This is a genomic window from Sphingobium sp. Cam5-1, from assembly GCF_015693305.1.
GTDB lineage: Bacteria > Pseudomonadota > Alphaproteobacteria > Sphingomonadales > Sphingomonadaceae > Sphingobium.
Window position 1 is genome coordinate 2,386,738 of record NZ_CP065138.1, and the last position, 22,263, is coordinate 2,409,000.

Below are 22,263 nucleotides of genomic sequence, written 5' to 3' on the forward strand. Positions count from 1 at the left end.
GGGATCGGCTAGGACCGGCGGCATGAGCCAGACCCGCATTCCGATCGTCATCTATGGTCCCCTGTCATCCTATCTGGAGGAACAGCTGAAAGGCCGGTTCCAGACGCATCAGCTTGACGCGGACGTTGATCCGGCGGGCCTGCCCGATGTGGTACGGGAGGCGCGGGCGCTGGTGTCGTTCGGGTCGGTCGGCGCTTCCGCAGCGATGATGGATGCGCTGCCCCGGCTGGAGATGATCGGGCTGTTTTCGGTTGGCTATGACAAGGTCGATGTCGCCCATGCGAAGGCGAAGGGCATCAAGGTCAGCAACACGCCCGATGTCCTGACAGATGACGTGGCCGATCTGGCGGTGGGCCTGATTTACGCGGCCGTGCGCAATATCGCCGCAAACGATCGGATGGTGCGGTCTGGCGGTTGGGCGCGGGGTGGCACGGTGCCGTTGAGCGGCAGCGTTACGGGACGCCGGATCGGGATATTGGGACTGGGCCGGATCGGGCAGGCAATCGCGCGGCGACTGGAGCCGGTGGCAAGCGAGATTATTTATCATAACCGCAGGCCCGTGCCGGGCGCGCCCTATCGCTATGTGGCCGACCGCATCGCCTTTGCGCGGGAGAGCGAGGTGATGATCGTCGCGACATCGGGCGGGCCGGAAGCGCGCAGGCTGGTCGATGCGGCGATGCTGGAGGCGCTGGGGCCGCAAGGCGTGCTGATCAACATCAGCCGGGGGAGCGTGGTCGATGAGGACGCGCTGGTCGCGGCGCTGACGGAAGGGCGGATCAGTGGCGCCGGGCTGGACGTGTTCGCACAGGAACCGCACGTGCCCGAAACATTGTTCGCCATGGATAATGTGGTGCTGCAACCGCATCAGGGGAGCGCCACGGTGAACACCCGCAAGGCGATGGCCGATCTGGTGCTCGCCAATCTGGACGCGTGGGCGGCGGGCAAGCCGCTGATCACGCCGGTCGTATAGCAGCGCTTTGCCTTTGGTGCGGATGACGCTAAAGCGCGGCCATGACGAAACCTGCTCCCAAGGAATGGATTCTGGGCATTTCGCCCTATGTGCCCGGCAAGGCGGCGGCCGATGACGGGCGCCCGCTGATCAAGCTGAGCGCCAATGAAAACCCGCTGGGCACCGGCGAAGCAGCGCGGGCGGCGCTGGTCGCGGCGACGGCGGACCTTGCGACCTATCCCGATCCGGGCGCGGCGAAGATGCGCGAGGCGATTGCGGCTGTGCATGGCCTTGATCCCGCTCGGGTGATCTATGGCACCGGGTCGGACGAGTTGCTGCACATTGCGGCGAGCGCCTATGCCGGGCCGGGGGACGAGATACTTTACGTCCATTACGGCTTTTCGGTTTATGACATCGCCGCGCGGCGGGTGGGCGCGACCCCGGTGATCGCGCCGGACAAGGATTATGCGACCGACGTGGACGCGCTGCTGGCGTGCGTAACGGAAAAGACCAAGGTCGTTTTCCTCGCCAATCCGAACAACCCTACTGGCACGATGACGCCGCGCGATGAGATTGCGCGTCTGCACGCGGCGCTGCGGCCGGACATTTTGTTCGTGCTGGATCAGGCCTATGCCGAATATCTGGACGCAGACGAGGATGATGGCGGGCTGGAGTTGGCGAAGAATGCGGCCAATGTGTTGGTGACCCGCACCTTCTCCAAAATCTACGGCCTCGCCGCCGAGCGGATCGGCTGGGGCTATGCCAGTGCGGAGATTATCGACGCGCTGCATCGCATCCGCGCGCCGTTCAATGTCACCACGGCCGGACAGGCGGCGGCGATTGCGGCCGTGAAGGATCAGGCGTGGGTGGACGCCAGCCGGACGCATAACCGCCAATGGCGCGAATGGCTGGCCGATGAGGTTGCTTCGCTGTCCAACCATGGGCTGCGGGCGGTGCCGAGCAAGGCCAATTTCCTGCTGATCCTGTTCAACGGTAAGCTGACCGCCGAAGCCGCGATGAAGGGGCTGTGGGACGAAGGCTTCGCGACCCGCTGGCTGCCCGGCCAGGGGCTGCCCAATGGCCTGCGCATCACCATCGGCACCGAAGAGCAGGTGCGCGCGGTCGCGGCGAAGCTGCGGGCGATGGCGGAGGCGGCCTGAATCATGCTGCCTTTCTCCCGCGTCACCATCATCGGCCTTGGCCTGATCGGCTCATCGCTCGCGCGGGCGATCCGCGAATATATGCCGACGGTTCGGGTGACTGGGCATGATGCCGACCCAAATGTGCGGCAGATCGCGCGGGCGATCGACCTGTGCGACGATGTGACCGACACGGCGGGCGCGAGCGTGACCGACGCCGATCTGGTCGTGCTGTGCGTGCCGGTGCGGGCCATGGGCGCGGCGGCGACGGAGATTGCGGACGACCTGCCCGCCGATGCGATCGTGAGCGATGTGGGATCATGCAAGGCCGATGTGCTGGCGCAGCTGAACGCGGCCCTGCCCGGACGGGTCATCATCCCCGCACATCCGGTCGCCGGGACCGAGAACAGCGGGCCTGAGGCGGGTTTTGCCAGCCTGTTCCAAGGGCGCTGGTGCATCGTCACGCCGCCCGCCGGAGCTGATCCGGCGGCGGTCGAGCGCATTTCCGAACTATGGCATCGCGTCGGCGCGGATGTCGAGACGATGGACCCGCAGCATCATGACCTGGTGCTGGCCGTGACGAGCCATCTGCCGCACCTTATCGCCTATACCATCGTCGGCACGGCGAGCGATCTGGAAGATGTGACCCAGTCCGAGGTCATCAAATATTCCGCGGGCGGTTTTCGCGACTTCACCCGCATTGCGGCGTCCGATCCCACCATGTGGCGCGACGTGTTCCTGGCGAACAAGGACGCGGTGCTGGAGATGCTGCAACGTTTCTCCGAGGATCTGTCGGCTTTGCAGCGGGCGATCCGGTGGAATGACGGGGATACACTGTTCAACCTGTTCACCAAGACGCGGGCCATCCGGCGGTCGATCATCGAACAGGGGCAGGATGATCCAAAGCCCGACTTCGGGCGGCGTCACTAGGGCGCGATCGTCTTACGCTGAAGCATCGGCATTAAGGCTGATTTTTCGTCCCCCCGGGCTCGACCCGCGGTCCACTGTCTCGGCAGCGTCAGAAAAGAAGCGGGACCGCGGATCAAGTCCGGGGTGACAATCACTCAAACATGATCATGGGCTCAGCTTGTCCGAGGAATGCGCGGGATTCAGCGCGTTGATCGCAGCATAGACGCGGGCTTCGGCGTCTCGGCGATCCAGGCCGGTGGGGATGACCTCGCCGACCTTGTAGGTGATGATGCCCGCGCGCTTCATGAACTTGCCGCGCGGGGAAAGGCGCCCGCTATCGATCGCGATGGGAACGACTGGCAGGCCGAGGAGAGAATAAAGGCCCGCGAAACCCGCCCGCAACGGTGGCGCTTCGCCATGGGGCACGCGCGTTCCTTCTGGAAAGAGGCACACGGCGCGTCCCTGTTCGGTCGCTGCGCGAGCGGCGGCGCGCAGCGTACGCAGGGCGCTGGCCCCGGAGCTGCGTTCCACGGGGATGAGACCGTAAAGCCGGGCGATCCGGCCCCACAAAGGGATGTCGAGCAGTTCGCGCTTTGCCGCGATGACGGGCCGATCGAACAGGCAAAGCAGGTCGATGGTTTCGAACATCGACTCATGCTTTACGATATAAAGATAGCTGCCGTGCGGCAGGTCGCCTTCAACGCGCACCTTTTGCCCAAGGAGCCAGCGCGTGCAGAAGCGGTGAAAGCGGCCCCATGCCGTCGCCACCACCGGGACCCCCGCAGGCCATGGCCATGCCACAGCCAAAGCAGCAAGAACCAGCAGCAAGGAGCCGCTGTAGAATATCAGCGTATAGGCAAGCGAACGCAGAGCGGTGATCATCGGGCCGTTCTTCAAATCCCGACGAGCGCGGCGGCGCGGCGGAGGAGATATTTATTATATTCCCGCATCAGCATGCGGAGGCTGGGCCTGCTGGGCACGGCGTCATAGACGATCGTCAGATTGCCCGGCACCGCTTGGCGCAGTTCAAGCGCGGCGCGGCGCATGTGCCAGTCCGTCGTGATGAGGCGGACGGTGCGGAAGTCCCTGCGCTCCAGCCAATGGGCGGTTTCGATGGCGTTGGAGCGGGTGTCGATCGCTTCACGGCCCAAAGTGATGCAGCAGGAAAATAGCCGTTCGGGCCTTTCATATTGTGCCGCCAGTTCCGCCGGGCGGACAGAGCGATCAACGCCGGAGATCAGCATTCGCTTTGCCGCGCCCTCCTCAAGCAGGGCAAGGCCGCGATCGATCCGGCCAGCGCCGCCCGTCAGCACGACGATGGCGTCGGTCGCGCGGCCATCGAGCGGCTGGGGCAGGAAGATCGCGAACCAGGCGAAACCCAATATCCAGGCGAGCAAGGTCACCGCAAAGAGGCGGACGATCATAGGAGCCGCCCCAGGGATCGCAGCACGGTCCATCGTGCGGCCAGCGTCGAGAGCAGGACGCCGCCGATGGGCAGGGTGGCAAGGATCAGCCAACTGCTCCACGGCAGGCTGATCGCCGCCAGCAGATCGGACCCTGTCGCCGCGAGCCGGGTGCCGAGCAGGATGATGACCAGCAAGGCGGTGACAAAGCCCAGCAGGCCGCCGAACAGCGCATCGAGGCCGATGCGCCGCTGGAACAGCCGGGCGATCTGCACATCGGTGGCGCCCATCAGGTGGAGCACGTCGATCGTGCCGCGATGGCTGTCATGCGCCGCGCGCGCGGCAAGCACGACGATGGCGGCGGTGGCGAGCGCCATCAGCAGAACGATGCCAGCGGCAAGCCCGCCGAGCGCGGCGAGCAGGCTGCCGAGCGGCTGGAGGAAAGCGGCGTGGGGTTCGACGCGGATGTTCGGCGACAGGGTGGCGAGGGCGCGGCCCAGCCGCTGCACCTTGGCCGCCGTCGCGCCGGGGGTTAGTTCGACGTCGATCAGCGCCGGGATGGGCAGGTCACCACTTGCCGCATCCTGGCCGAGCCACGGACGGATCTGGTCAGCGAGGGTCGCCGGATCGACTGGATGGACGGCGCTAACGTCAGCAGATTTGCGCAGCAGCCGGGCGGCGGCCCCGCTCAGCGCCTCGCGTCGGTCGGCATTGGCTTCCACAATCTGGACCGTGGCGCGTCCGGCAAGGTCGGCGCCAACCGACTGCACCGCTGCCGCGAGGCCAAGGCCGGAGGCGGCGGCAAGGACGGTCAGGAACATCATGATCGCAATGACCCAGGGCATGGGTCCGGCGACGCGGCCTTCGGGCAGCAGCCGGTGGCGGGCGGCAGCGGCGGCGCGGCGGTCTGCTCCGGTCATGATGCTGCCGCGCCCTGCGGCCGGGGCGGGTAGCGCAGTGACCCGGTGGGGTCTGACAGGCGGCCCTTGTCCAGCCGCATCATCTGCGCGCCTTCGACCTGACCGATCAACGGCAGGTCGTGAGTGGCGACGACGATGGTGGTGCCGAGGCGGTTGAGCGCTTCGAACAGGGTGAGCAGACGGCGGGCCATATCGGCATCGACGTTGCCGGTGGGTTCGTCCGCGACGAGGATTTCGGGCCGAGCGATGACAGCGCGGGCGATGGCGACGCGCTGCTGTTCTCCGCCCGATAGGGTCGCCGGGCGCGCCTGCCCCCGGTCGCCGAGGCCGACCCAGTTGAGCATCTCCGAGACCGAAGCGTCGATCTCGCTTTCCTCCATGCCTGCGACCCGCAGCGGCAGGGCGATATTATCATAGGCGGACAGGTGGGCGACCAGCCGGAAGTCCTGGAAAACAACGCCGATGCGGCGGCGAAAGCCCGGCAGACGCTTGCGAGGGAGCGTCACCACATCCTCCCCAAACAATCGGATGACGCCGCGACTGGGACGCTGGGCGAGGTAGAGAAGCTTCAGCAGCGACGTCTTGCCCGCGCCCGACGCGCCGGTCAGGAAATAGAAGCCGCCGCCATGCAGCGAGAAGCTGACGTCGGACAGCGTTTCGCTGTCCAGACCATAGCGCAGGCCGACATTTTCGAACTGGACGATCGCCGACATGCTTCGATGAATGCGCCTGCGCGCTCCCTGCTTCCCCTTGAGGTACAGCCATGGCACAGCGGGCAGGCAGGCGTAAAGCTTCAAGCGCCATCATCCGCCGAGTCGCGGCATCTTGCGCCCGCCCATTCAATGCCGCTTGCCCTCGAGTCCCAGCCATGGCTATGAAGCGTCATGATCCTGGTGTGTCCCAATTGCGCCACGCGCTATATTGTGCCGGACAGCGCCGTCGGCCCCGATGGCCGCCAGGTTCGCTGCGCCTCCTGCAAACATAGCTGGTTCCAGGAAGGTGCGGCTCTGCCGGTCAGGGAAAAGGCCGTGGAGATGGCGGAAGCGCCCGTCGCCGCCGAACCGCGCCCCGCCCCTCCGCCGCCTGCTCCCCCTCCTCCTGCTGCGCCTGTCGAGGTTCCGGCTGAGCCTGCACGGGTAGTAGAGGCGGTAGCTGCGCCGATACCCGAGCCAGTGGCGGTCGCGCCGAGCATGTCGGCAGCGCAGACTGATAACAGCGTCGATGATATTTACGGTCGGCACCGTGAAGAGCCAGCGGAAAGCTATGCCGCGCCGGTCAGGCCGCGTCGCAATCGCCTGAAGCTGTGGACCTATGCGGCGGTGCTTTTCTGCCTGGCGGTTGGCGGCATAGGCGGCGCGCTCTGGTATTTCGGTACGCCAAGCTGGGCGGTCAATCTGGGCTTTGTTTCCGAAGAGGGCGATCCGGACCTGCTATTCTACCTGTCCAAGCCCGCCGAGCGGCGCAAGCTGCCGACCGGGGAGGAATATTTCGCCTTTGGCGCGCGGATCGTGAACAGCGGGAAGCAGACTTTGCCGGTGCCGCCTGTGCTGGTGCAGTTGCGCGATCAGCAGAACAGGCTGGTGTTCAGCTGGACGACGAAGGCGGATCGCACCAGCCTGAAGCCCGGCGAAGAAGCGTCGATCAACGAAAGCCGGATCGACATTCCGAAAAATGCCGAGAATTTGTCGCTGACGTTCGTTCAGTGAGCCTATCAGGCGCGGCAGACATAGAGGGATTTTGATTGTCGCGCAGAGCCCGCAAAGAGCGCAGAGCTGGCATCATGCAGATTAGAGCGCGCTGCGTTTAATAGGACGCAGATCGCGCGCTCTAGTTTTTTGTTATCGCATCCTTTTAAGCGCAAAACCGGTTCCCACTTTTGCGCACGATGCTCTAGCTTTGCGTCCTCTGCGGGCTCTGCGCGAATACTGATTCTCGCGGAAGCGTGGCGATGCTGTGCGAGGTGCGAGCGCCCTGCCCGCTCCGTTCGCCATGAGCCTGTCAAAAGCCTCTTTTTTCAAGAAAGTAAAGCCCTTCGACAAGCTCAGGACGAACGGTCATTGTGGGGCGGATGGTTTCACGGATAGCTCACCGTCTTGGGCCGTCCTTGCGGGATTGGGATGAATTCCTGATCGTCGCCGGGGATCAGCGGGAAGCGCATCGCCTCCCAATCCTCGCGTGCCTGATAGAGGCGATCGGTCGAAGAGGAGACGAAATTCCACCAGACATGGCGCGGCGTCTTGAACGCCTCGCCGCCGCAATAGATTACGCGGCCGCCATCGACGCTCATCAATGTGGCGCGGGTGCCGGGACGCAGGACGTAGAGCGTCTGGGGCAGCAGGGCGACGCCATCGAGTGCCGCGTCTCCGCCAGCGACATAGATGGCGCGCTCGTCCGCGTCGGTATCGATCGGTACGGTCCCGCCGGGAGATAGCTGGATGTCGGCGTAGATGGTGTCGGCATAGGTGGTGACGGGCGAGGTCGCTCCCCACAAGCTGCCCATGATGACGCGCGCGCTCGCCCGGCCGCAGTCGATGACGGGCAAACCGCCTTCGCTGACATGTTCGAAGGCTGGCGCCATTTCCTCGATGCCATCCGGCAGAGCGAGCCATGTCTGAATGGCCGAGATTTTGGACTCGCGCGCGCGGTCGCTGTCGGGGGAACGTTCGGAATGGACGATGCCGCTGCCTGCGGTCATCAAATTGATCGCGCCCGGCTCGATCAACTGCTCCGTGCCCAATGAGTCCCGGTGGAGGAAGGCGCCCTCGAACATATAGGTGACCGTCGAGAGATTGATGTGCGGATGTGGGCGCACGTCGATGCCCTGCCCCGCGCCGATCTTCGCGGGTCCGGCCTGATCGAAGAAGATGAAGGGGCCGACCATCGTCCGCCCCGGCGCGGGCAGTGAACGATGGACGCGGAAGTCGCCCAGATCATGGGTGGTCGGGCTAACGGTCTGGATGACGAGGTCGTGTAACGTCATGAGCTTTCCTCTGATCAGGATTCGCCGGGCGCGCGGGCCTTGATCGCCAGCGCGTGAACCTTGTCGCGCAGCAGATCGGCGAGTGCGGCGTTGACCAGCCGCTGGCGCGCAACGCGGTTTTTCGCCGCGAACTCGGCCGAGACGATCTCCACCGTGAAATGGCTTTCGCCCGATCCGTCATGTCCCGCATGACCGCGATGCTTCTCGCTGTCATCGATCACGGCGAGATGCTCTGGCGACAGGGCGGCGCGCAGCCGCTGTTCGATTTCGGTGGCCACCGGGCCTTTCAGTTGGGTGCTCATCGCCCCTATATAGGCCCTTTGTTCCATCATGCATCAGGGCAATCTTGTCTACCGACCCCTACTCGACCCGCCGTTTCAACCGCTTCCATGGCCGCGTGGAAAGTGACCGCCCCTGCGCGGTCGATGGGTGCGCCGAGCCCGGAGAGTTTCGCGCGCCCCCGCTGGAGGGCGCGGCACCCAATCAGGAAGGCCCGCGCTGGCGCTGGCTGTGCCTGGATCATGTGCGCGAATTCAATCAGGGCTATAATTTCTTCACCGGCATGAGCCCCGACGAAATCGCCGCTGCCCAACGACCCTTTGCGGGATGGGAGCGGGAGACGCGCGCCTTTTCATCGAACGCCACCAGCCCGCCGCCCAAATGGTCCGACTTTCAGGACCCGCTTGATGCGATTGGTGCGAAGTTCAAGGAGCGGGTGGCAAAGGCACGTGCCGACAGCCAGATGCGGCAGGATGGCAAGTTCCTGTCCAAGCAGGATCGCGAGGCGCTGTCCGTCATGGGCCTGTCCATCGATGCGGATCGCAAGGCGTTGCGACAACGTTATACCGAACTGCTGCGCCGCTATCATCCCGACCATAATGGCGGCGACCGCAGTCACGAAAGCGCGTTGCAGGGCGTGATCGAAGCCTATGGGCTGCTGCGCAAGGCGGCTGCCTTCGCGTGAACAGGCAGGCCGCGCCGGATGGATTGGCCACTCGACACCGGCGTTCCCCATGGGTTACGGCGGAGGAGAGCGAATAGAAAGAAGAGCAATGACCGACATTCCCAACGTCCAGCCCGATACCCGATCAGAGACGCTGCTGGCCGCGCCCGACCGTGAGGTGGATGCGCGGGACGTGTTCGGCATTGATGTCGATATGAAAATCCCCGCCTTTTCCGAAGCGGACGAGCGGGTGCCCGATCTTGATCCCGCCTATGTCTTTGATCCGGACACCACGCTCGCGATTCTGGCGGGCTTTGCCTATAACCGGCGCGTCATGGTGCAGGGCTATCATGGCACGGGTAAGTCGAGCCATATCGAGCAGGTCGCCGCGCGGTTGCGCTGGCCCTGCATCCGCATCAACCTGGACGCGCATATCAGCCGTATCGACCTGGTTGGCCGTGATGCGATCGTGCTGCGGGATGGGCAGCAGGTTACCGAGTTCCGTGAAGGATTGCTGCCTTGGGCGTTGCAGCGTCCCGTCGCGTTGGTGTTTGACGAATATGATGCCGGGCGCCCCGATGTCATGTTCGTGATCCAGCGCGTGCTGGAAACCGATGGCAAGATGACGCTGCTGGACCAGAACCGTGTGATCCGGCCCAATCCCCATTTCCGCCTGTTCGCGACCGCCAACACGGTGGGGCTGGGCGACACGACTGGCCTCTATCATGGCACGCAGCAGATCAATCAGGGCCAGATGGACCGGTGGAATCTGGTGGTGACGCTCAATTACCTGCCCGCCGCGACCGAGGCTCAGATCGTCCTCGCCAAGTCGGGCGAATATGACCATGAAGGCGGCCGCAAGGAAGTCGAGAATATGATCAAGGTGGCGGAACTGACCCGCCAGGGCTTCATCAATGGCGATATCTCCACCGTGATGAGCCCGCGCACCGTGATCAGCTGGGCGCAAAATGCGTTGATCTTCAAGAATATCGGCTTTGCCTTCCGCCTGTCCTTCCTCAACAAATGCGATGAGGCGGAACGGCCGCTGGTGGCGGAATATTATCAGCGCGTGTTCGGCAAGGACCTGCCCGAAAGCGTCGCCCACCGGGCGGATTGACGCAATGATAGTCGTAGAGCGCATCGCGCCGGATGGCAGCGCGCACCGGGTCAACATCCGGGGCCATGAGCTGATCGTCGATATGACGCCGCCTGACGGGCATGACGCCGGACCCGATCCGCACGACCTGTATGATTCGGCATTGGGTGCGTGCAAGGCGATGACGATGCTCTGGTATGCCCAGCGCAAGGGTATTCCGGTCGAGGGTATCCATGTTGGCGTCATCCGTGACGCGAGTGAGGAACGGGACGGCATCTATCGACTGACGACGCGGATCGCGCTGAGCGGGCCGTTGTCGCCGGAGCAGCATGACACGCTGATCGGCGTCGCCGCGCGCTGCCCGGTTCACAAGCTGATGAGCGAAGTCGAGACGCGGATCGAGACGATCGCCGTGCCGCCAGTTGGCGAGGGCGAACGGCCGTGACGGACACCAACGCCCTGATCGCTGATCAGCGCCGTTTGCCGTTGGAGCGCGCGTTCAACCTGCGCGACTTTGGTGGCTATGCGACGGCGGATGGGCGCGTGGTTCGTCGTGGCGCGCTTTTTCGGTCTGGGACGATGGCGTTGCTGAGCGATGCGGACGCCGCGCATTTGCGATCGCTGGGCATCCGTGCGATCTGCGATTTCCGGCGAGGCAATGAGCGCAGCGCCGAACCCACGATCTGGCACGGGGCGGAGGTCGATTATTTCTGCCGCGATTATAGCGAGAGCAGCGGCGTTCTGGGCGATATGCTGAAGCGGAAGGACGCGACCGCGCAGGACATGCGGGATGCGATGATCGCGCTCTATCGTGCCATTCCGGTGGACCACGCCGCATCCTATCGGGCGATGTTCGGGCAGATTGCCGCCGGGCGCCTGCCGATCATCATCAATTGTTCGGCTGGCAAGGACCGCACCGGTGTGGGCGCGGCGTTGATCCTGGCGGCCTTGGGCGTGCCGCGTGAGACGATCGTTGAGGATTATCTGCTGACCAAAGAGCATGCCGATTGGAATTGGCTGCTGAACCAGCGCAATTCGCTGGTTGCGCGGGCATGGTCTGCCCGGGCGGAGGCGTTGGAACCCGTGCTGACCGTTGAGGTGGCTTATCTGGATAGCCTGTTCGCAGAGCTGGACGCGAACCATGGCGGGATTGAGGGGTATCTGGCCGGATCGCTTGGTATTGACGAGGATGCGCGCCAGGCCTTGCGCGAAAGGCTGCTCGACTGATGGCGGAGCGGTCGCCTTTGGATGCATTCAAGGACGTGCTGTCGGGCGCGGCCCGGTCAATCGCGCGCGATGCCGAGGTCGAGGTGGGCTTCACCGCCGACGCGCCGCATATGGCGGGCAAGGCGATCAAGGTGCCGACTCCGGGCAGGAACCTGCCGCCCGATCAGGTAGCGCTCGCTCGCGGGTTTGCTGACGCCAATGCGCTGCGCCTGCGCCACCATAATGCGCGTATGCATACGGCCGCTGCCCCAGCCGATGCGACCGCGCGCGCAGTCTACGACGCGGTCGAGCAGGCGCGGGTGGAGGCGATTGGATCGCGGGCGATGGAAGGGGTGCGCGACAACCTCAACCATGCGCTGGACTTGCGGCTGAAGTCGGACCCGCTGCGCCGGGCGCGATCGGCCGATGAAGTGCCGCTTTCGACGGCGCTGGCGCTGAAGGTGCGCGAGCGGTTGACCGGCCAGCCGATCCCCAAGGATGCCATCACCGGCATGGCGATGGTCGATGCGTGGATCGAGGAGAAGGCGGGCGCCGACCTCGATGCGTTGGGCCTCGCCATCGACGATCAGCGGGCTTTCCAGAAGCTGGCGCAGGCCATGCTGGAGCATCTGCAACTCGTTGAAAGCGATGTGCCGCCTCAAACCGATGAGGAGGAGCCGCAGGACGAAGGCAAGGACGAGGAAGAGCAACAGGAAGAAGGCGACTCCGGCGAGGAGGACGCTGGCGACAGCGATATGAACGCCGAGGCGCGCGCCGAGGATCAGGGCGGCGACAGCGAGGAAGGCGAGACGGACTATAGCGACGATTTCGACGCCGACAGCGATGAAGGCGCCGACGACATGGGCGATGAGGGCATGATGCCCGTCCGTCCCAACCGGCCGATGTCCGACTTGCCGCCCGGTTTCGACTATAAACCCTATACGGTCGCGCATGACGAGGTGGTGACCGCCGAGGATTTGTGTGACGAGGATGAGCTGAACCGCCTGCGCGGTTTTCTCGACCAGCAGCTCGTCAGCTTGCAGGGCGCAGTGACGAAACTCGCCAACCGGCTGCAACGGCGGTTGATGGCGCAGCAGTCGCGGTCGTGGGACTTCGATCAGGAGGAAGGGCTGCTCGATGCGGCGCGGCTGGCGCGGATCGTCATCGATCCCACCCGCTCGCTTTCCTACAAGATCGAGCGCGATACCGAGTTTCGCGATACGGTCGTAACGCTGCTGATCGACAATAGTGGTTCGATGCGCGGTCGGCCGATCAGCATCGCCGCGATCAGCGCCGACATCATGGCGCGCACGCTGGAGCGCTGTGGGGTGAAGACGGAGATTTTGGGCTTCACCACGCGCGCGTGGAAGGGTGGGCAGAGCCGCGAGGATTGGCTGGCAGCGGGACGTCCGCCGATGCCGGGGCGCCTCAATGACCTGCGGCACATCATCTACAAGAAGGCCGACGAGCCGTGGCGTCGGGCGCGGCGGAATCTGGGCCTGATGATGCGCGAGGGGCTGCTGAAAGAGAATATCGACGGCGAGGCATTGCTGTGGGCGCATCAACGCCTGATCGCGCGCAATGAGGAACGCCGTATCCTGATGGTGATTTCCGACGGTGCTCCGGTCGATGACTCCACCCTGTCGGTGAACAGCGGCACCTATCTGGAGCGCCATCTGCGGCAGGTGATCGAGTGGATCGAGAACCGGTCGCCGGTGCAGCTGGTGGCGATCGGCATCGGTCATGACGTCACCCGCTATTACCGGCGGGCCGTCACCATCATGGATGCCGAACAGCTTGGCGGGACGATGGTGGAGCAGCTAGCCGGGCTGTTCGACGAAGATTAGGCCGAGACTGTCCCGGCTTGGGCATCTCAGCCCGGCCTTCCCTTGAAAAGAAGATCGGCGATCTCGACCTTGGTGCAGGGGTGAGCAGGCCTTTGTTGAGGAGTGTGCCATGAGTGTCGCCTTTCGCCGCGAGAGCGACGAGGAGCATCTGGAGCCAACGTTCGAGATTCCGATTCCGCCGGGCCCCAATTGGGTGACGACGCGCGGGCTGCGGCTGACGCGCGAGAAGGTCGAGGCGCTGGAAGCGATGGATGCGGCGGCCATGGCTGAAGAGGATGCGAAAAAGCATAAGCGCGAACTGCGCTACTGGCGTACGCGGCTGGCGACGGCGCATCTTCAGCCAGCAGCGGCGGGGGACGCGGTGACCTTTGGTTCGCGCGTGACGTACCGGCTGAACGGCACGGAAAAGCGGATCGACATTGTCGGCGATGACGAGGCGGAACCGGCGGAGGGGCGGATCGCCTTCACCGCGCCGCTTGCGCGCGCGATGATGGATGCGGAAGCGGGCGAGAGAATCGACTTCGCGGGCAAACCGGGCGCGATCACCATCATGGCCATCGAAACGATCGACGGAGAATAGCGCCGGTCATCAGAGGCCTTGCAATAGAAAAGCCCTCCAGTTTTATGCTGGAGGGCCTTTTTAATGTGTCAGCCGTTGCGGCCAGCTTCGAAGAGGAACCAGGCGCGCTCTTCGGCCTGATCCGTCCAGTCATCGACAATGCCTTCGGTCGCGTTGTCACCCGCTTCGGTGGCGGCGGATTTGGCGGCCCGTAGCGATTCGACGAGGCGAAGATTATCCTCGCGCAGTTCGTTCAACATGTCGGCGGGGCTGACATATTCCGCGTCATTATCCTTGATCGACTGGTGGCGGCCAATGTCGCCGATCGACCGCAGGGTGGTGTTGCCGGTCTTGCGCACGCGTTCGGCAATGGCATCGGTTACCGCCAGGATTTGCGCCGCCTGCTCATCGAACATCAGGTGATAGTCGCGGAAATGCGGCCCCGACACATGCCAGTGGAAATTCTTGGTCTTGAAATACAGCGCATAGCTGTCCGCGAGCACGCCGTTGAGCGCTTGAGCCACGGACTTTGTGGCGTTGCTGCGCAGGTCGGTGGGTGTCTTGAGGTCGGGGGCTGTCATATCTTGCTCCTGGCTCGTGAAAATGATTTCGGGGGTATAATGATCTGATGGCAATAAGGTGCCATTCCCCCGCAGGAATTACCCGACGAAATCATCGCTCAGACTGATCCATTCCGTCGATCAGTAAGAGCGCCTACACCAGCCCCATGGCGGTTACGCCCAGCATCAACGCGATGATCAGCATCAACGCGGCGGCGGTCAGGCGGATTGCCCTGACGGGCCTTACAGGCAGGACGCGGTCACGGAGCAAGACGACCGGAACAAGCGCCGCCGTCACGCCGACCGCGCCGCCAACTCCGGCCAGCAATGGCTCGGCCGTCCGCGTCGCGATGCCCAGTATCAGGAATTGAGAGCCGTCGCCAAAGCCAAGGATAAACAGCCCCAGCGCCGTGGTGAGGAACGGCCCCGTCGGCCATTCTGCGAGCGGATCGGGAGCCTTCACCCGCCAAAGAAGACCTATGCCCAAGAACAGCACGGCCAGGGCAAGAAACAGCAGCCGCGCATCAGAACCCAGCATCGGCGCCAGAAAAGCGCCCGCGACGGCGCCGATCGCCGCATTGGCCGCGGCGGCCAGCATGATGCCCGCAATGATCGCGCCATCGCGGCTGAAACGCGTCGCCAGCGTCAGCACCAGCAATTGATTCTTGTCGCCAATCTCAGCCAGGAAGCATCCGAGCAGCGCGGTCAGCAATGCATCCATCGGCAGGGGCGGTCGTCAGCAGGAAAGCGGCGTTCCGGCGGTCGCTGCCGGTTTCGCTGCCATGAGGATCGGTATCACCTGCGCATCGGACATTTCCGCCGCGATGGCATCCCGCATCAGGTCGAGGTAGGACAATATGACCGGCCCCGTGCCCTGCAACGACAGCGCGGATTGCAGCGTGTCCGCCAGCCCTTCGACGCTATCGAGATGATAGGCGCGGGCGACATGGCGAATCTGGTCAACTTCATCGCTCCATCGCAGCAGGCTCACCTGCCCGCGCTGCCCCGCAAGGCCGTCGACGCGGCGCAGCATATCTGCAAGAATGGCCAGCATCGGATCATGTCGCATGGGAAGCATCCCCCTGTCCTGTCGCTCCGATAACAACCTGCACCAGAACCTGTTAAGGCCGCGTAAAGTCTAGCATGGAGCCGCATCGGCCGCCACGCGCGTCTTGACATTATCCCGAATCTCCCTCATGGGCGGCTGCTGAAACGGGGCGGCCCTTCACGGGGCCGCTTCTCTTTTTCACGATATTCACGACCAGGAACCAGGGCCATGGCCAAGCCAGCAACCGTCAAGATTCGCCTCGTCAGCTCGGCTGACACCGGTTTCTTCTATGTTACCAAGAAGAACCCGCGCACGAAGACCGAGAAGCTGAGCTTCCGTAAGTATGACCCGGTCGTGCGCAAGCATGTCGAGTTCAAGGAAGCCAAGATCAAGTGATCTGAAGACGGCTTCGGTCGCTTCGATCCATTTGATGGCTTCGATGGCAAAGGCCCGCCCCTGTCAGGGAGCGGGCCTTTCCTTGTGTCATGGGAACTGCGCTTCCATTCGTTTCGCACGTGTCGAGAAACGGTTTTGAGAGGCTGTTCGACTTCGCTCGAAGCGAACGGAGGAGGGCATAAAGCCCTCCCACCCATCAGTTGCCGACCGGCTGACCGTCGGTGCGCGTCACGACGATGGTCGATGAGCGCGGCTGCTGCCCCGCGACCGGCCAGTCGCCCGTGGGATGCTGGATGTTGACGAAGAAGGTCTTGAGGTCCGGCGTGTAGGCGATGCCGGTGATCTCGCACCCAGCAGGGCCGACCAGGAAGCGCTTGGACTGCTTGCTGGTCTGATCGACATAGAACATCGCGTTGTGGCCAAAGGCCTGATCGATGGTCGTGCCGGTCACGCCCGAATTGCCGGGGACACTGTGGTCCGTCTGCACCCACAGGCGACCCTGCGGATCGATGCGGATGCCGTCCGGGCTGGAGAAAGTGTCGCCATTGATATTGCCGACCAGATTGGCCCCGCCGGAGGCCAGGGCGGGATCGCCCGCCAGCAGGAAGATTTCCCAGGTGAAGGTCGTCGCCAGCGGCGAATTGTCCTTCTCCTTGAACTTGATGATGTGACCGTGGAGGTTGCGCGTGCGCGGATTGGCCGCGTCGGTGACCTGACGGCCGCTATTGTTGGTGAGCGTGCAATAGATGGCGCTGTTGTCCGGCGCGACAGTGAGCCATTCCGGACGATCCATCACGGTGCCGCCCGCGACGCGCGCGGCCGACTTGGTGTTGATCAGCACATCCGCCTGGCTATTGAAGTTGACGACGACCGGCGCGGGCGGCGTCGTGCTCTGGCTGACGTTGCCGGGGTCCGAAGCGCCGGGCAGCAGGCCATTCTGCCCCTGCACCAGAGCGCGCCATTCGCCCGTACCGTCGGCGTTGAAGCGGGCGACGTAGAGCGTGCCATAATCCAGCATGCCGGTATTGGCGGCGCGGTTGGATGTGCTGAACGCGCGATCGGGCACGAATTTATAGATGCAGCCCGGCGTGCTGTCGTCACCCATGTAAAAGGCGACGCGGTTGTTGCTGTCGGCCATATGCGCGACATTTTCATGGTCGAACCGGCCCATGGCGGTGCGCTTCGTCGGATCGGCCAGTTCCTGATAGGGGTCGATTTCAACCACCCATCCGTAATTTTGCGCGGGCTGCGTCGGGTCGAGATAATTGTCCGTAGTCTCTTCGCAGGTCAGATAAGTGCCCCAGGGCGTGCGGCCGGACGAGCAATTGTTGAGCATGCCCTTGATCGTGCCGGACAATTGGCCCGCAGCGGGTCCGCCCGCGCGATAGCTGCTGTTGCCGGTGTAGCGCTTGTTGAAGCGCGAGCCTGCCTTGATGGCCCATTTACCGTCAGTGCCCTTGGCGACTTCCACCACCGAGATGCCAACCGCGGAGAGCGCCAGCGCTTTCTGGTCGGCTGTTGCCGCGGCCGCATCATAGCTGCCTGCGAACAGGATTTGGGTGTCGGGATATTCATGATTGATCGCGATCAGTCCACCACTGTTGGCGTCGGTGCCGGACAGCGCGAAATATTCCATGCCATCATGGTTGCCGCCCGCCCATTTTTCGGCGTCAGCTGGGGTCGGGAAGCTGCCGGAATAGGGGGTGCCAGCCTCAACGGAGTCCCCCGCCTTCAGCAGGACATCGACGGTGTAGCCAGCCGGGACCGTCACGGTATCATTCTGGTTGGCGGCAACCGGCGCGAAGGCAATCGCATAGCTGGGCGCGGGCGTCGGAGTAGGCGTGGGGCCAGGCGTCGGGGTTGGGAAGGCGGTATCCTCATCATCACCGCAGGCCGCCAACGTGCCGAGCATCGGCAGAATCGAAAGCCCCAGCAGACCGTTCTTCAGCACGGAACGGCGGCCGGGATTGGCGGCGACGATGGCTTCGAGGCAGTTATTGCCTGCGTCGATGCTGGGTTCCGCATCGCGAAATGGCGCGCGCGCCTCGTCAGTAAGGTGAGACATGAATTACCCCTGTTTCCAGATTGGACTGTCGGCGGAATGCCGCGTCCCTGGGCCGGGGCTTGGCAGCGCTGCGTGAAATCAGCGCTTCATTTCAGGGACATGGGCATGAAAGACCGATGACGGTCCGATGACATCATCGCCCGCCGTCACAGCAGGGCATTCACCTGCTCGACAAAGCGCAGCACCGAAATGGGCTTCGACACATAGGCCTGCGCGCCCGCGCCGCGAATCCGGTCTTCGTCGCCCTTTCCGGCATAGGCGGTCACGGCCATGATCGGGACGGATGCCAAACGCGGATCGCGCTTCAGCGAGACGATCAGGTCGAGGCCGCTGACATGGGGCAGGTGAATGTCGGTGATCACCAGATCCGGGCGGAACTCCAGCGCTTGCGAAACGACGTCGCGCCCATCCCGCAATGGCAGCACTTCATGGCCATGCGCGCGCAGAAGGTCGCAAAAAAGTTTGAGATTGAGTTCGTTGTCCTCGACAACGAGCACGCGCTTTGCCACCAGTCACCCGCGTTAAATGATGCGCATATTAAAAGCGCGCTGATACAATTGCCCCTTGCCGAGAATCAATCATGCGTTCCGACAGCCCCGATAGCAAGCAACTTGGCCCGGCCGATGGCGAAGAAGCCCTGACGCTGGCCCTGATGGCGCTTGCCTGGACCCTGGGCGATGAGCAGCGGGCGGATCGGCTGCTGGCGCTCACTGGACTGGACGCGGACGCGTTGCGCGCTGGCGTGAATAATCCTTCGGTCCTGCGGGCGGTGCTGGATTTTCTGGCCGATCATGAGCCGGATTTGATCGCCTGTGCCGAGGCGCTTGATACCAAGGCAGAGGCGCTGATCGCGGCGCGGCGGGCGCTGGGCCGATGAACCGTCCCCTGATCATCACGGATTGCGACGAGGTGTTGCTGCACATGGTCGTCCCGTTCCGCGAATGGCTGGACGAGCATCATGACGTCCATTTCGATATGCGCGAGCGTGGCTTTGCCGAGGCGCTGCGCCACAAGGACAGCGGCATCCCGCTGGAACGCGAACTGGTCTGGCAGCTGCTGGTGGGCTTTTTCGATACCGAGATGCATCGCCAGATGCCGATCGCCGGGGCGGTCGAAGCGATGGGCAGGCTGTCGCGCATGGCCGATATCGTCGTGCTCACCAATATCGGCGAGCGGCATCATCAGAAGCGTGTGGAGCAGCTGGCGGCGCATGGCCTCGATTTTCCGGTGCATTGGAACCATGGACCCAAGGGCGCGCCGCTGGCCGCGATCGTCGCCGAGCGGCGTCCGTCGGCCGCGCTGTTCATCGACGACCTGGCCGAGCATCATGAATCCGTAACCGAGCATGCGCCGGGCGTGTGGAGACTGCATATGGTGGGCGAACCTGAAATTTCAGCTGACGTCGATGCCGCCCCCTATGCCCACGCCCGGATAGACGACTGGGCAACGGCGGAGAGGTGGATCGCCGATCGGCTTGCCGACGGCCCCGCACCATTAAACATGGATAACCCAGATGGAGTCCCAAATGAGCGTTGAAGCCCGCCTTGCCGAACTTGGCATCACCCTGCCCGAAGCCGCCGCACCGGTGGCCGCCTATGTCGCAGCAGTGGAAGCCAATGGCCTGCTGCATATTTCCGGCCAGATTTCGCTTTCCGAAGGACAGTTGATGACGGGCCGTCTCGGCGAAGACCGCGACCTTGATTATGGCGTCAAGGCGGCGCGGGCATGCGGCCTCAACCTCATTGCACAGATTAAGGCGGCGCTTGGCAGCCTGGACCGGGTTGAGCGGATCGTGAAGCTGGGCGCTTTCATTAGCAGCGCCCCGAGCTTCACCGATCAACCCAAGGTGGCCAATGGCGCGTCGGAACTGATGGTCGAGGTTTTCGGCGAGGCAGGCAAGCACGCCCGCAGCGCGGTGGGCGTGCCGGTGCTGCCGTTGGGCGCCGTGGTTGAGATCGACGCGGTCGTCCTTGTCCGGCCTGCGGCCTGATCTTTCCTTCCTGACCGCCCGCCCCTTCGCCCATCGCGGGCTGCATGGGGCGGGCATCAGTGAAAACGGCATGGCCGCTTTTCGCGCGGCCATTGCGCAAGGCGATGGCATCGAATGCGATGTCCGGCTGAGCCGGGATGGCGTCGCGATGGTCTTTCACGACGCCGCCCTCTCACGAATGATCGGTATCGAGGGGTTGCTGTCGGACCATCGGGCCGAACGCCTTGAGCATATGAGATTGGCGGACGGGGGCGGCATTCCACGGCTGGAGACGCTGTTGCAGGCATGCGGGCAAACGGTCCCGCTGCTGATTGAATTGAAGGTCACGGGCCGCCATGTCGCGCCCCTTTGTGCAGCGGTAGCCCGCGATCTGGCAAAGCATCCGGATGCTCTGGCCGCCATCATGTCTTTCAACCCCGTCGCGATGCGCTGGTTTGCCCGGCACATGCCGCAGACAGTGCGGGGCCTTGTGGTGACGGAGCAGGATGACGCAGGATGGCGGGGCGTTGCACGGCGCGGTCTTGCACTTTGGGCGGCGAAACCCGACTTTATCGCTTGTGATGTTCGTGACCTTCCTTCCCGTTTCGCAGCTCGGGCGCGTGCGCGCGGTCTGGCCGTGCTGACCTGGACGGTGCGCACGAAGGCCGATCATGCTGCGGCCGCCCGCCATGCGGACCAGATCATATTTGAGGTTCCGCGTGACTGAATGCCTGGTGCGGGTCGCTGGCGGGGTTGCGGAACTGCCACGTGATCAGTGGGACGCCTGCGCCGGAACCGCCAACCCGTTCATGAGCTGGGATTTTCTGGCCGCGCTGGAACGATCGGGCAGCGTCGGCCCCGGAACCGGGTGGCAGCCCTTGCCGATGCTGATCGATGGTGCCAACGGACAGATTGCCGCCGCAGCGCCTCTTTACGGCAAGACGCATAGCCAGGGCGAATATGTGTTCGACCATGGCTGGGCCGACGCGTGGGAGCGCGCGGGGGGGCAATATTATCCCAAGATTCAGCTCGCTGCGCCCTTCTCCCCTGTGCCGGGGCCGCGATTGCTGCTGCGCGATGCCGGGCTGGCACCGGCGCTGATCGCGGGGATCGAGACTTTGGTGGAGCGCAACGGCCTGTCGTCCGCGCATGCAACCTTCATCGATCCAGCGCAGGTCCCGCTGTTCGAAGCGGCGGGTTGGCTGATCCGCGAAGACAGCCAGTTCCACTGGATCAATCGCGGCTATCGCGACTTCGACGATTTTCTGAGCAGCCTGTCGAGCGCCAAGCGCAAGAATATCCGCAAGGAACGCGCACGCGCGGTCGAGGGGCTGGAGATCGTTCACCTGACCGGCAGCGACCTCAAGGAAGCGCATTGGGACGCCTTTTGGCATTTTTACCAGGATACCGGATCGCGCAAATGGGGGCGGCCCTATCTGACGCGGGCCTTTTTCTCGATGCTGGGGGAAAATATGGCGGATCGGGTGCTGCTGATGCTGGCGCAGCGTCACGGCAGGCCGATTGCAGGGGCGCTCAACCTGATTGGTGAGGAGGCGCTCTATGGCCGCTATTGGGGTTGCGCCGAGGACGTGCCCAATCTGCATTTCGAGCTATGCTATTATCAGGCGATCGACGTCGCCATCGCGCTGGGGCTGTCCCGCGTCGAGGCCGGAGCCCAAGGGGGACATAAGCTGGCGCGAGGATATGGACCGGAGCCTACTTATTCAGCGCACTTCCTGCCCAACGCTTCGTTCCGCCGGGCCGTCGCTGAATTTCTCGCTGCCGAACGGACTGGCGTGCAACAGGACCGGATCTGGCTTAGCGAACGGGCGCCGTTCCGCAAGCAAGGCTGACGATCAGGCGGCGCGCAGTTGGTTTGCGGCAATCCAGGCGCGCGCCTGACGCTGCGCCTCGGCGATTTCGCGGGCCGTCATTTCTTCGGCGATCTCGGCGCGCATCGCCTGCCCTTCCTCATTGCCACGCAGCGCGGCGAGGTTGAACCATTTATGCGCTTCGATCAGATCGACCGACTTGCCACCCGTTCCGCAGCTATAGGCGACGCCCAGATCGAAACAGGCCTCCGCCGATTCCCAGCCCGCCACTGGCAGGCGGCTTTCCATCAGAAACTGAGCAGTTTTCAGACTGTTTGCCACGACCGAATCCCCCTGTGGATTTCGAGATAATGGTTTTCGACAGGCCGCACGGTGCACCGGCAGGGGATAAAAAATGGTTAACGCTGGTTTGAGGGTTTATGCATCAGCGCCCAAAGGTCTT

The 22,263-nt window shown here is 63.8% G+C and carries 28 protein-coding genes; 16 read left to right on the forward strand and 12 right to left on the reverse strand.

Annotated features, from left to right (window positions below; translation table 11 throughout):
• Positions 1–22 precede the first annotated feature (22 nt).
• Genes IZV00_RS11895 through IZV00_RS11905 form a run of 3 tightly spaced genes read left to right on the forward strand, consistent with a single transcriptional unit; the run spans position 23 to position 3,018 of the window.
• A complete protein-coding gene (locus IZV00_RS11895; RefSeq protein WP_196224835.1) occupies positions 23–970 on the forward strand; it encodes a 2-hydroxyacid dehydrogenase in 948 nt (315 codons plus the stop codon).
• A 41-nt stretch (positions 971–1,011) separates the two neighbouring features.
• Positions 1,012–2,109 carry a histidinol-phosphate transaminase gene (hisC, locus tag IZV00_RS11900; protein ID WP_196224836.1) on the forward strand — a complete coding sequence of 366 codons (1,098 nt, stop codon included), beginning with the start codon at positions 1,012–1,014 and terminating at the stop codon, positions 2,107–2,109.
• A 3-nt stretch (positions 2,110–2,112) separates the two neighbouring features.
• A complete protein-coding gene (locus IZV00_RS11905; RefSeq protein WP_196224837.1) occupies positions 2,113–3,018 on the forward strand; it encodes a prephenate/arogenate dehydrogenase family protein in 906 nt (301 codons plus the stop codon).
• A gap of 144 nt (positions 3,019–3,162) precedes the next feature.
• Here IZV00_RS11905 and IZV00_RS11910 read toward each other — a convergent pair whose 3' ends face one another.
• From IZV00_RS11910 to ftsE, 4 genes are read right to left on the reverse strand one after another with little or no spacing between them, the layout of a single operon-like run.
• Positions 3,163–3,879 carry a lysophospholipid acyltransferase family protein gene (locus IZV00_RS11910; RefSeq protein ID WP_196224838.1) on the reverse strand — a complete coding sequence of 239 codons (717 nt, stop codon included), beginning with the start codon at positions 3,877–3,879 and terminating at the stop codon, positions 3,163–3,165.
• An 11-nt stretch (positions 3,880–3,890) separates the two neighbouring features.
• Positions 3,891–4,421: a YdcF family protein gene (locus tag IZV00_RS11915; RefSeq protein ID WP_196224839.1), complete on the reverse strand. Its 531-nt coding sequence runs from the start codon at positions 4,419–4,421 to the stop codon at positions 3,891–3,893.
• On the reverse strand, positions 4,418–5,320 hold the full coding sequence (locus IZV00_RS11920; protein ID WP_196224840.1) for a cell division protein FtsX: 903 nt from the start codon (positions 5,318–5,320) through the stop codon (positions 4,418–4,420). The genes IZV00_RS11915 and IZV00_RS11920 overlap by 4 nt, the downstream gene beginning before the upstream one ends.
• Positions 5,317–6,033, reverse strand: coding sequence for a cell division ATP-binding protein FtsE (gene ftsE / locus IZV00_RS11925; RefSeq protein ID WP_196224841.1), 717 nt, complete (start codon positions 6,031–6,033; stop codon positions 5,317–5,319). The genes IZV00_RS11920 and ftsE overlap by 4 nt, the downstream gene beginning before the upstream one ends.
• Positions 6,034–6,204: 171 nt before the next feature.
• Between ftsE and IZV00_RS11930 the strand changes: the two genes are divergently transcribed.
• Entirely contained in the window at positions 6,205–7,026 is an 822-nt protein-coding gene (locus tag IZV00_RS11930) for an MJ0042-type zinc finger domain-containing protein (RefSeq protein ID WP_196224842.1), read from the forward strand.
• A 368-nt stretch (positions 7,027–7,394) separates the two neighbouring features.
• On the opposite strand, the gene IZV00_RS11935 is transcribed toward IZV00_RS11930, so the two are convergent.
• Positions 7,395–8,300, reverse strand: a complete 906-nt coding sequence (locus tag IZV00_RS11935; protein ID WP_196224843.1) for a pirin family protein — start codon at positions 8,298–8,300, stop codon at positions 7,395–7,397.
• Between the two features lie 14 nt (positions 8,301–8,314).
• A complete protein-coding gene (locus IZV00_RS11940; RefSeq protein WP_196226637.1) occupies positions 8,315–8,602 on the reverse strand; it encodes a BolA family protein in 288 nt (95 codons plus the stop codon).
• Positions 8,603–8,646: 44 nt separating this feature from the next.
• Here IZV00_RS11940 and IZV00_RS11945 point away from each other — a divergent pair, with 44 nt between their 5' ends.
• From IZV00_RS11945 to IZV00_RS11970, 6 genes are all read left to right on the forward strand, one after another.
• Positions 8,647–9,264 carry a J domain-containing protein gene (locus IZV00_RS11945; RefSeq protein WP_196224844.1) on the forward strand — a complete coding sequence of 206 codons (618 nt, stop codon included), beginning with the start codon at positions 8,647–8,649 and terminating at the stop codon, positions 9,262–9,264.
• A gap of 88 nt (positions 9,265–9,352) precedes the next feature.
• The gene (gene cobS, locus IZV00_RS11950; protein WP_196224845.1) at positions 9,353–10,360 is read left to right on the forward strand and encodes a cobaltochelatase subunit CobS; all 1,008 of its coding nucleotides are present in this window, start codon (positions 9,353–9,355) and stop codon (positions 10,358–10,360) included.
• Between the two features lie 4 nt (positions 10,361–10,364).
• Positions 10,365–10,784 (forward strand): OsmC family protein, encoded by a 420-nt coding sequence (locus IZV00_RS11955; RefSeq protein WP_196224846.1) that lies wholly within the window; start codon positions 10,365–10,367, stop codon positions 10,782–10,784.
• Complete coding sequence (locus IZV00_RS11960; RefSeq protein ID WP_196224847.1) at positions 10,781–11,566, forward strand: tyrosine-protein phosphatase; 786 nt, start codon at positions 10,781–10,783, stop codon at positions 11,564–11,566. Before IZV00_RS11955 ends, IZV00_RS11960 begins: the two co-directional genes overlap by 4 nt.
• Entirely contained in the window at positions 11,566–13,392 is a 1,827-nt protein-coding gene (cobT, locus tag IZV00_RS11965; protein ID WP_196224848.1) for a cobaltochelatase subunit CobT, read from the forward strand. Before IZV00_RS11960 ends, cobT begins: the two co-directional genes overlap by 1 nt.
• 109 nt (positions 13,393–13,501) lie before the next feature.
• Positions 13,502–13,972: a GreA/GreB family elongation factor gene (locus IZV00_RS11970; protein WP_196224849.1), complete on the forward strand. Its 471-nt coding sequence runs from the start codon at positions 13,502–13,504 to the stop codon at positions 13,970–13,972.
• Between the two features lie 68 nt (positions 13,973–14,040).
• Here the strand turns inward: IZV00_RS11970 and IZV00_RS11975 are convergent, their stop codons facing one another.
• The 3 genes from IZV00_RS11975 to IZV00_RS11985 all read right to left on the reverse strand — a co-directional run bounded on the left by IZV00_RS11975 (position 14,041) and on the right by IZV00_RS11985 (position 15,580).
• Positions 14,041–14,532: a Dps family protein gene (locus tag IZV00_RS11975; protein WP_196224850.1), complete on the reverse strand. Its 492-nt coding sequence runs from the start codon at positions 14,530–14,532 to the stop codon at positions 14,041–14,043.
• A 133-nt stretch (positions 14,533–14,665) separates the two neighbouring features.
• On the reverse strand, positions 14,666–15,232 hold the full coding sequence (locus IZV00_RS11980; RefSeq protein WP_196224851.1) for a TMEM165/GDT1 family protein: 567 nt from the start codon (positions 15,230–15,232) through the stop codon (positions 14,666–14,668).
• 15 nt (positions 15,233–15,247) lie between these two features.
• Positions 15,248–15,580, reverse strand: coding sequence for a hypothetical protein (locus IZV00_RS11985; protein ID WP_196224852.1), 333 nt, complete (start codon positions 15,578–15,580; stop codon positions 15,248–15,250).
• A 207-nt stretch (positions 15,581–15,787) separates the two neighbouring features.
• On the opposite strand from IZV00_RS11985, the gene rpmG reads away from it, so the two are divergent.
• Entirely contained in the window at positions 15,788–15,955 is a 168-nt protein-coding gene (rpmG, locus tag IZV00_RS11990) for a 50S ribosomal protein L33 (protein WP_007687342.1), read from the forward strand.
• Between the two features lie 196 nt (positions 15,956–16,151).
• On the opposite strand, the gene IZV00_RS11995 is transcribed toward rpmG, so the two are convergent.
• Both IZV00_RS11995 and IZV00_RS12000 read right to left on the reverse strand, forming a co-directional pair.
• Complete coding sequence (locus IZV00_RS11995) at positions 16,152–18,020, reverse strand: PhoX family protein (RefSeq protein ID WP_196224853.1); 1,869 nt, start codon at positions 18,018–18,020, stop codon at positions 16,152–16,154.
• A 146-nt stretch (positions 18,021–18,166) separates the two neighbouring features.
• A complete protein-coding gene (locus IZV00_RS12000) occupies positions 18,167–18,529 on the reverse strand; it encodes a response regulator (RefSeq protein ID WP_196224854.1) in 363 nt (120 codons plus the stop codon).
• 71 nt (positions 18,530–18,600) lie between these two features.
• On the opposite strand from IZV00_RS12000, the gene IZV00_RS12005 reads away from it, so the two are divergent.
• The 5 genes from IZV00_RS12005 (at position 18,601) to IZV00_RS12025 (ending at position 21,842) form a co-directional block, all read left to right on the forward strand.
• A complete protein-coding gene (locus IZV00_RS12005) occupies positions 18,601–18,897 on the forward strand; it encodes a DUF3572 family protein (RefSeq protein ID WP_196224855.1) in 297 nt (98 codons plus the stop codon).
• Positions 18,894–19,556, forward strand: coding sequence for an HAD family hydrolase (locus IZV00_RS12010; protein ID WP_196224856.1), 663 nt, complete (start codon positions 18,894–18,896; stop codon positions 19,554–19,556). The genes IZV00_RS12005 and IZV00_RS12010 overlap by 4 nt, the downstream gene beginning before the upstream one ends.
• Positions 19,546–20,010, forward strand: coding sequence for a RidA family protein (locus IZV00_RS12015; protein WP_196224857.1), 465 nt, complete (start codon positions 19,546–19,548; stop codon positions 20,008–20,010). The genes IZV00_RS12010 and IZV00_RS12015 overlap by 11 nt, the downstream gene beginning before the upstream one ends.
• Before the next feature lie 70 nt (positions 20,011–20,080).
• Positions 20,081–20,716, forward strand: a complete 636-nt coding sequence (locus IZV00_RS12020) for a glycerophosphodiester phosphodiesterase family protein (RefSeq protein WP_196226638.1) — start codon at positions 20,081–20,083, stop codon at positions 20,714–20,716.
• The gene (locus tag IZV00_RS12025) at positions 20,679–21,842 is read left to right on the forward strand and encodes a GNAT family N-acetyltransferase (RefSeq protein WP_196224858.1); all 1,164 of its coding nucleotides are present in this window, start codon (positions 20,679–20,681) and stop codon (positions 21,840–21,842) included. Before IZV00_RS12020 ends, IZV00_RS12025 begins: the two co-directional genes overlap by 38 nt.
• 3 nt (positions 21,843–21,845) lie before the next feature.
• On the opposite strand, the gene IZV00_RS12030 is transcribed toward IZV00_RS12025, so the two are convergent.
• A complete protein-coding gene (locus tag IZV00_RS12030) occupies positions 21,846–22,142 on the reverse strand; it encodes an SEL1-like repeat protein (RefSeq protein WP_196224859.1) in 297 nt (98 codons plus the stop codon).
• Positions 22,143–22,263 lie beyond the last annotated feature (121 nt).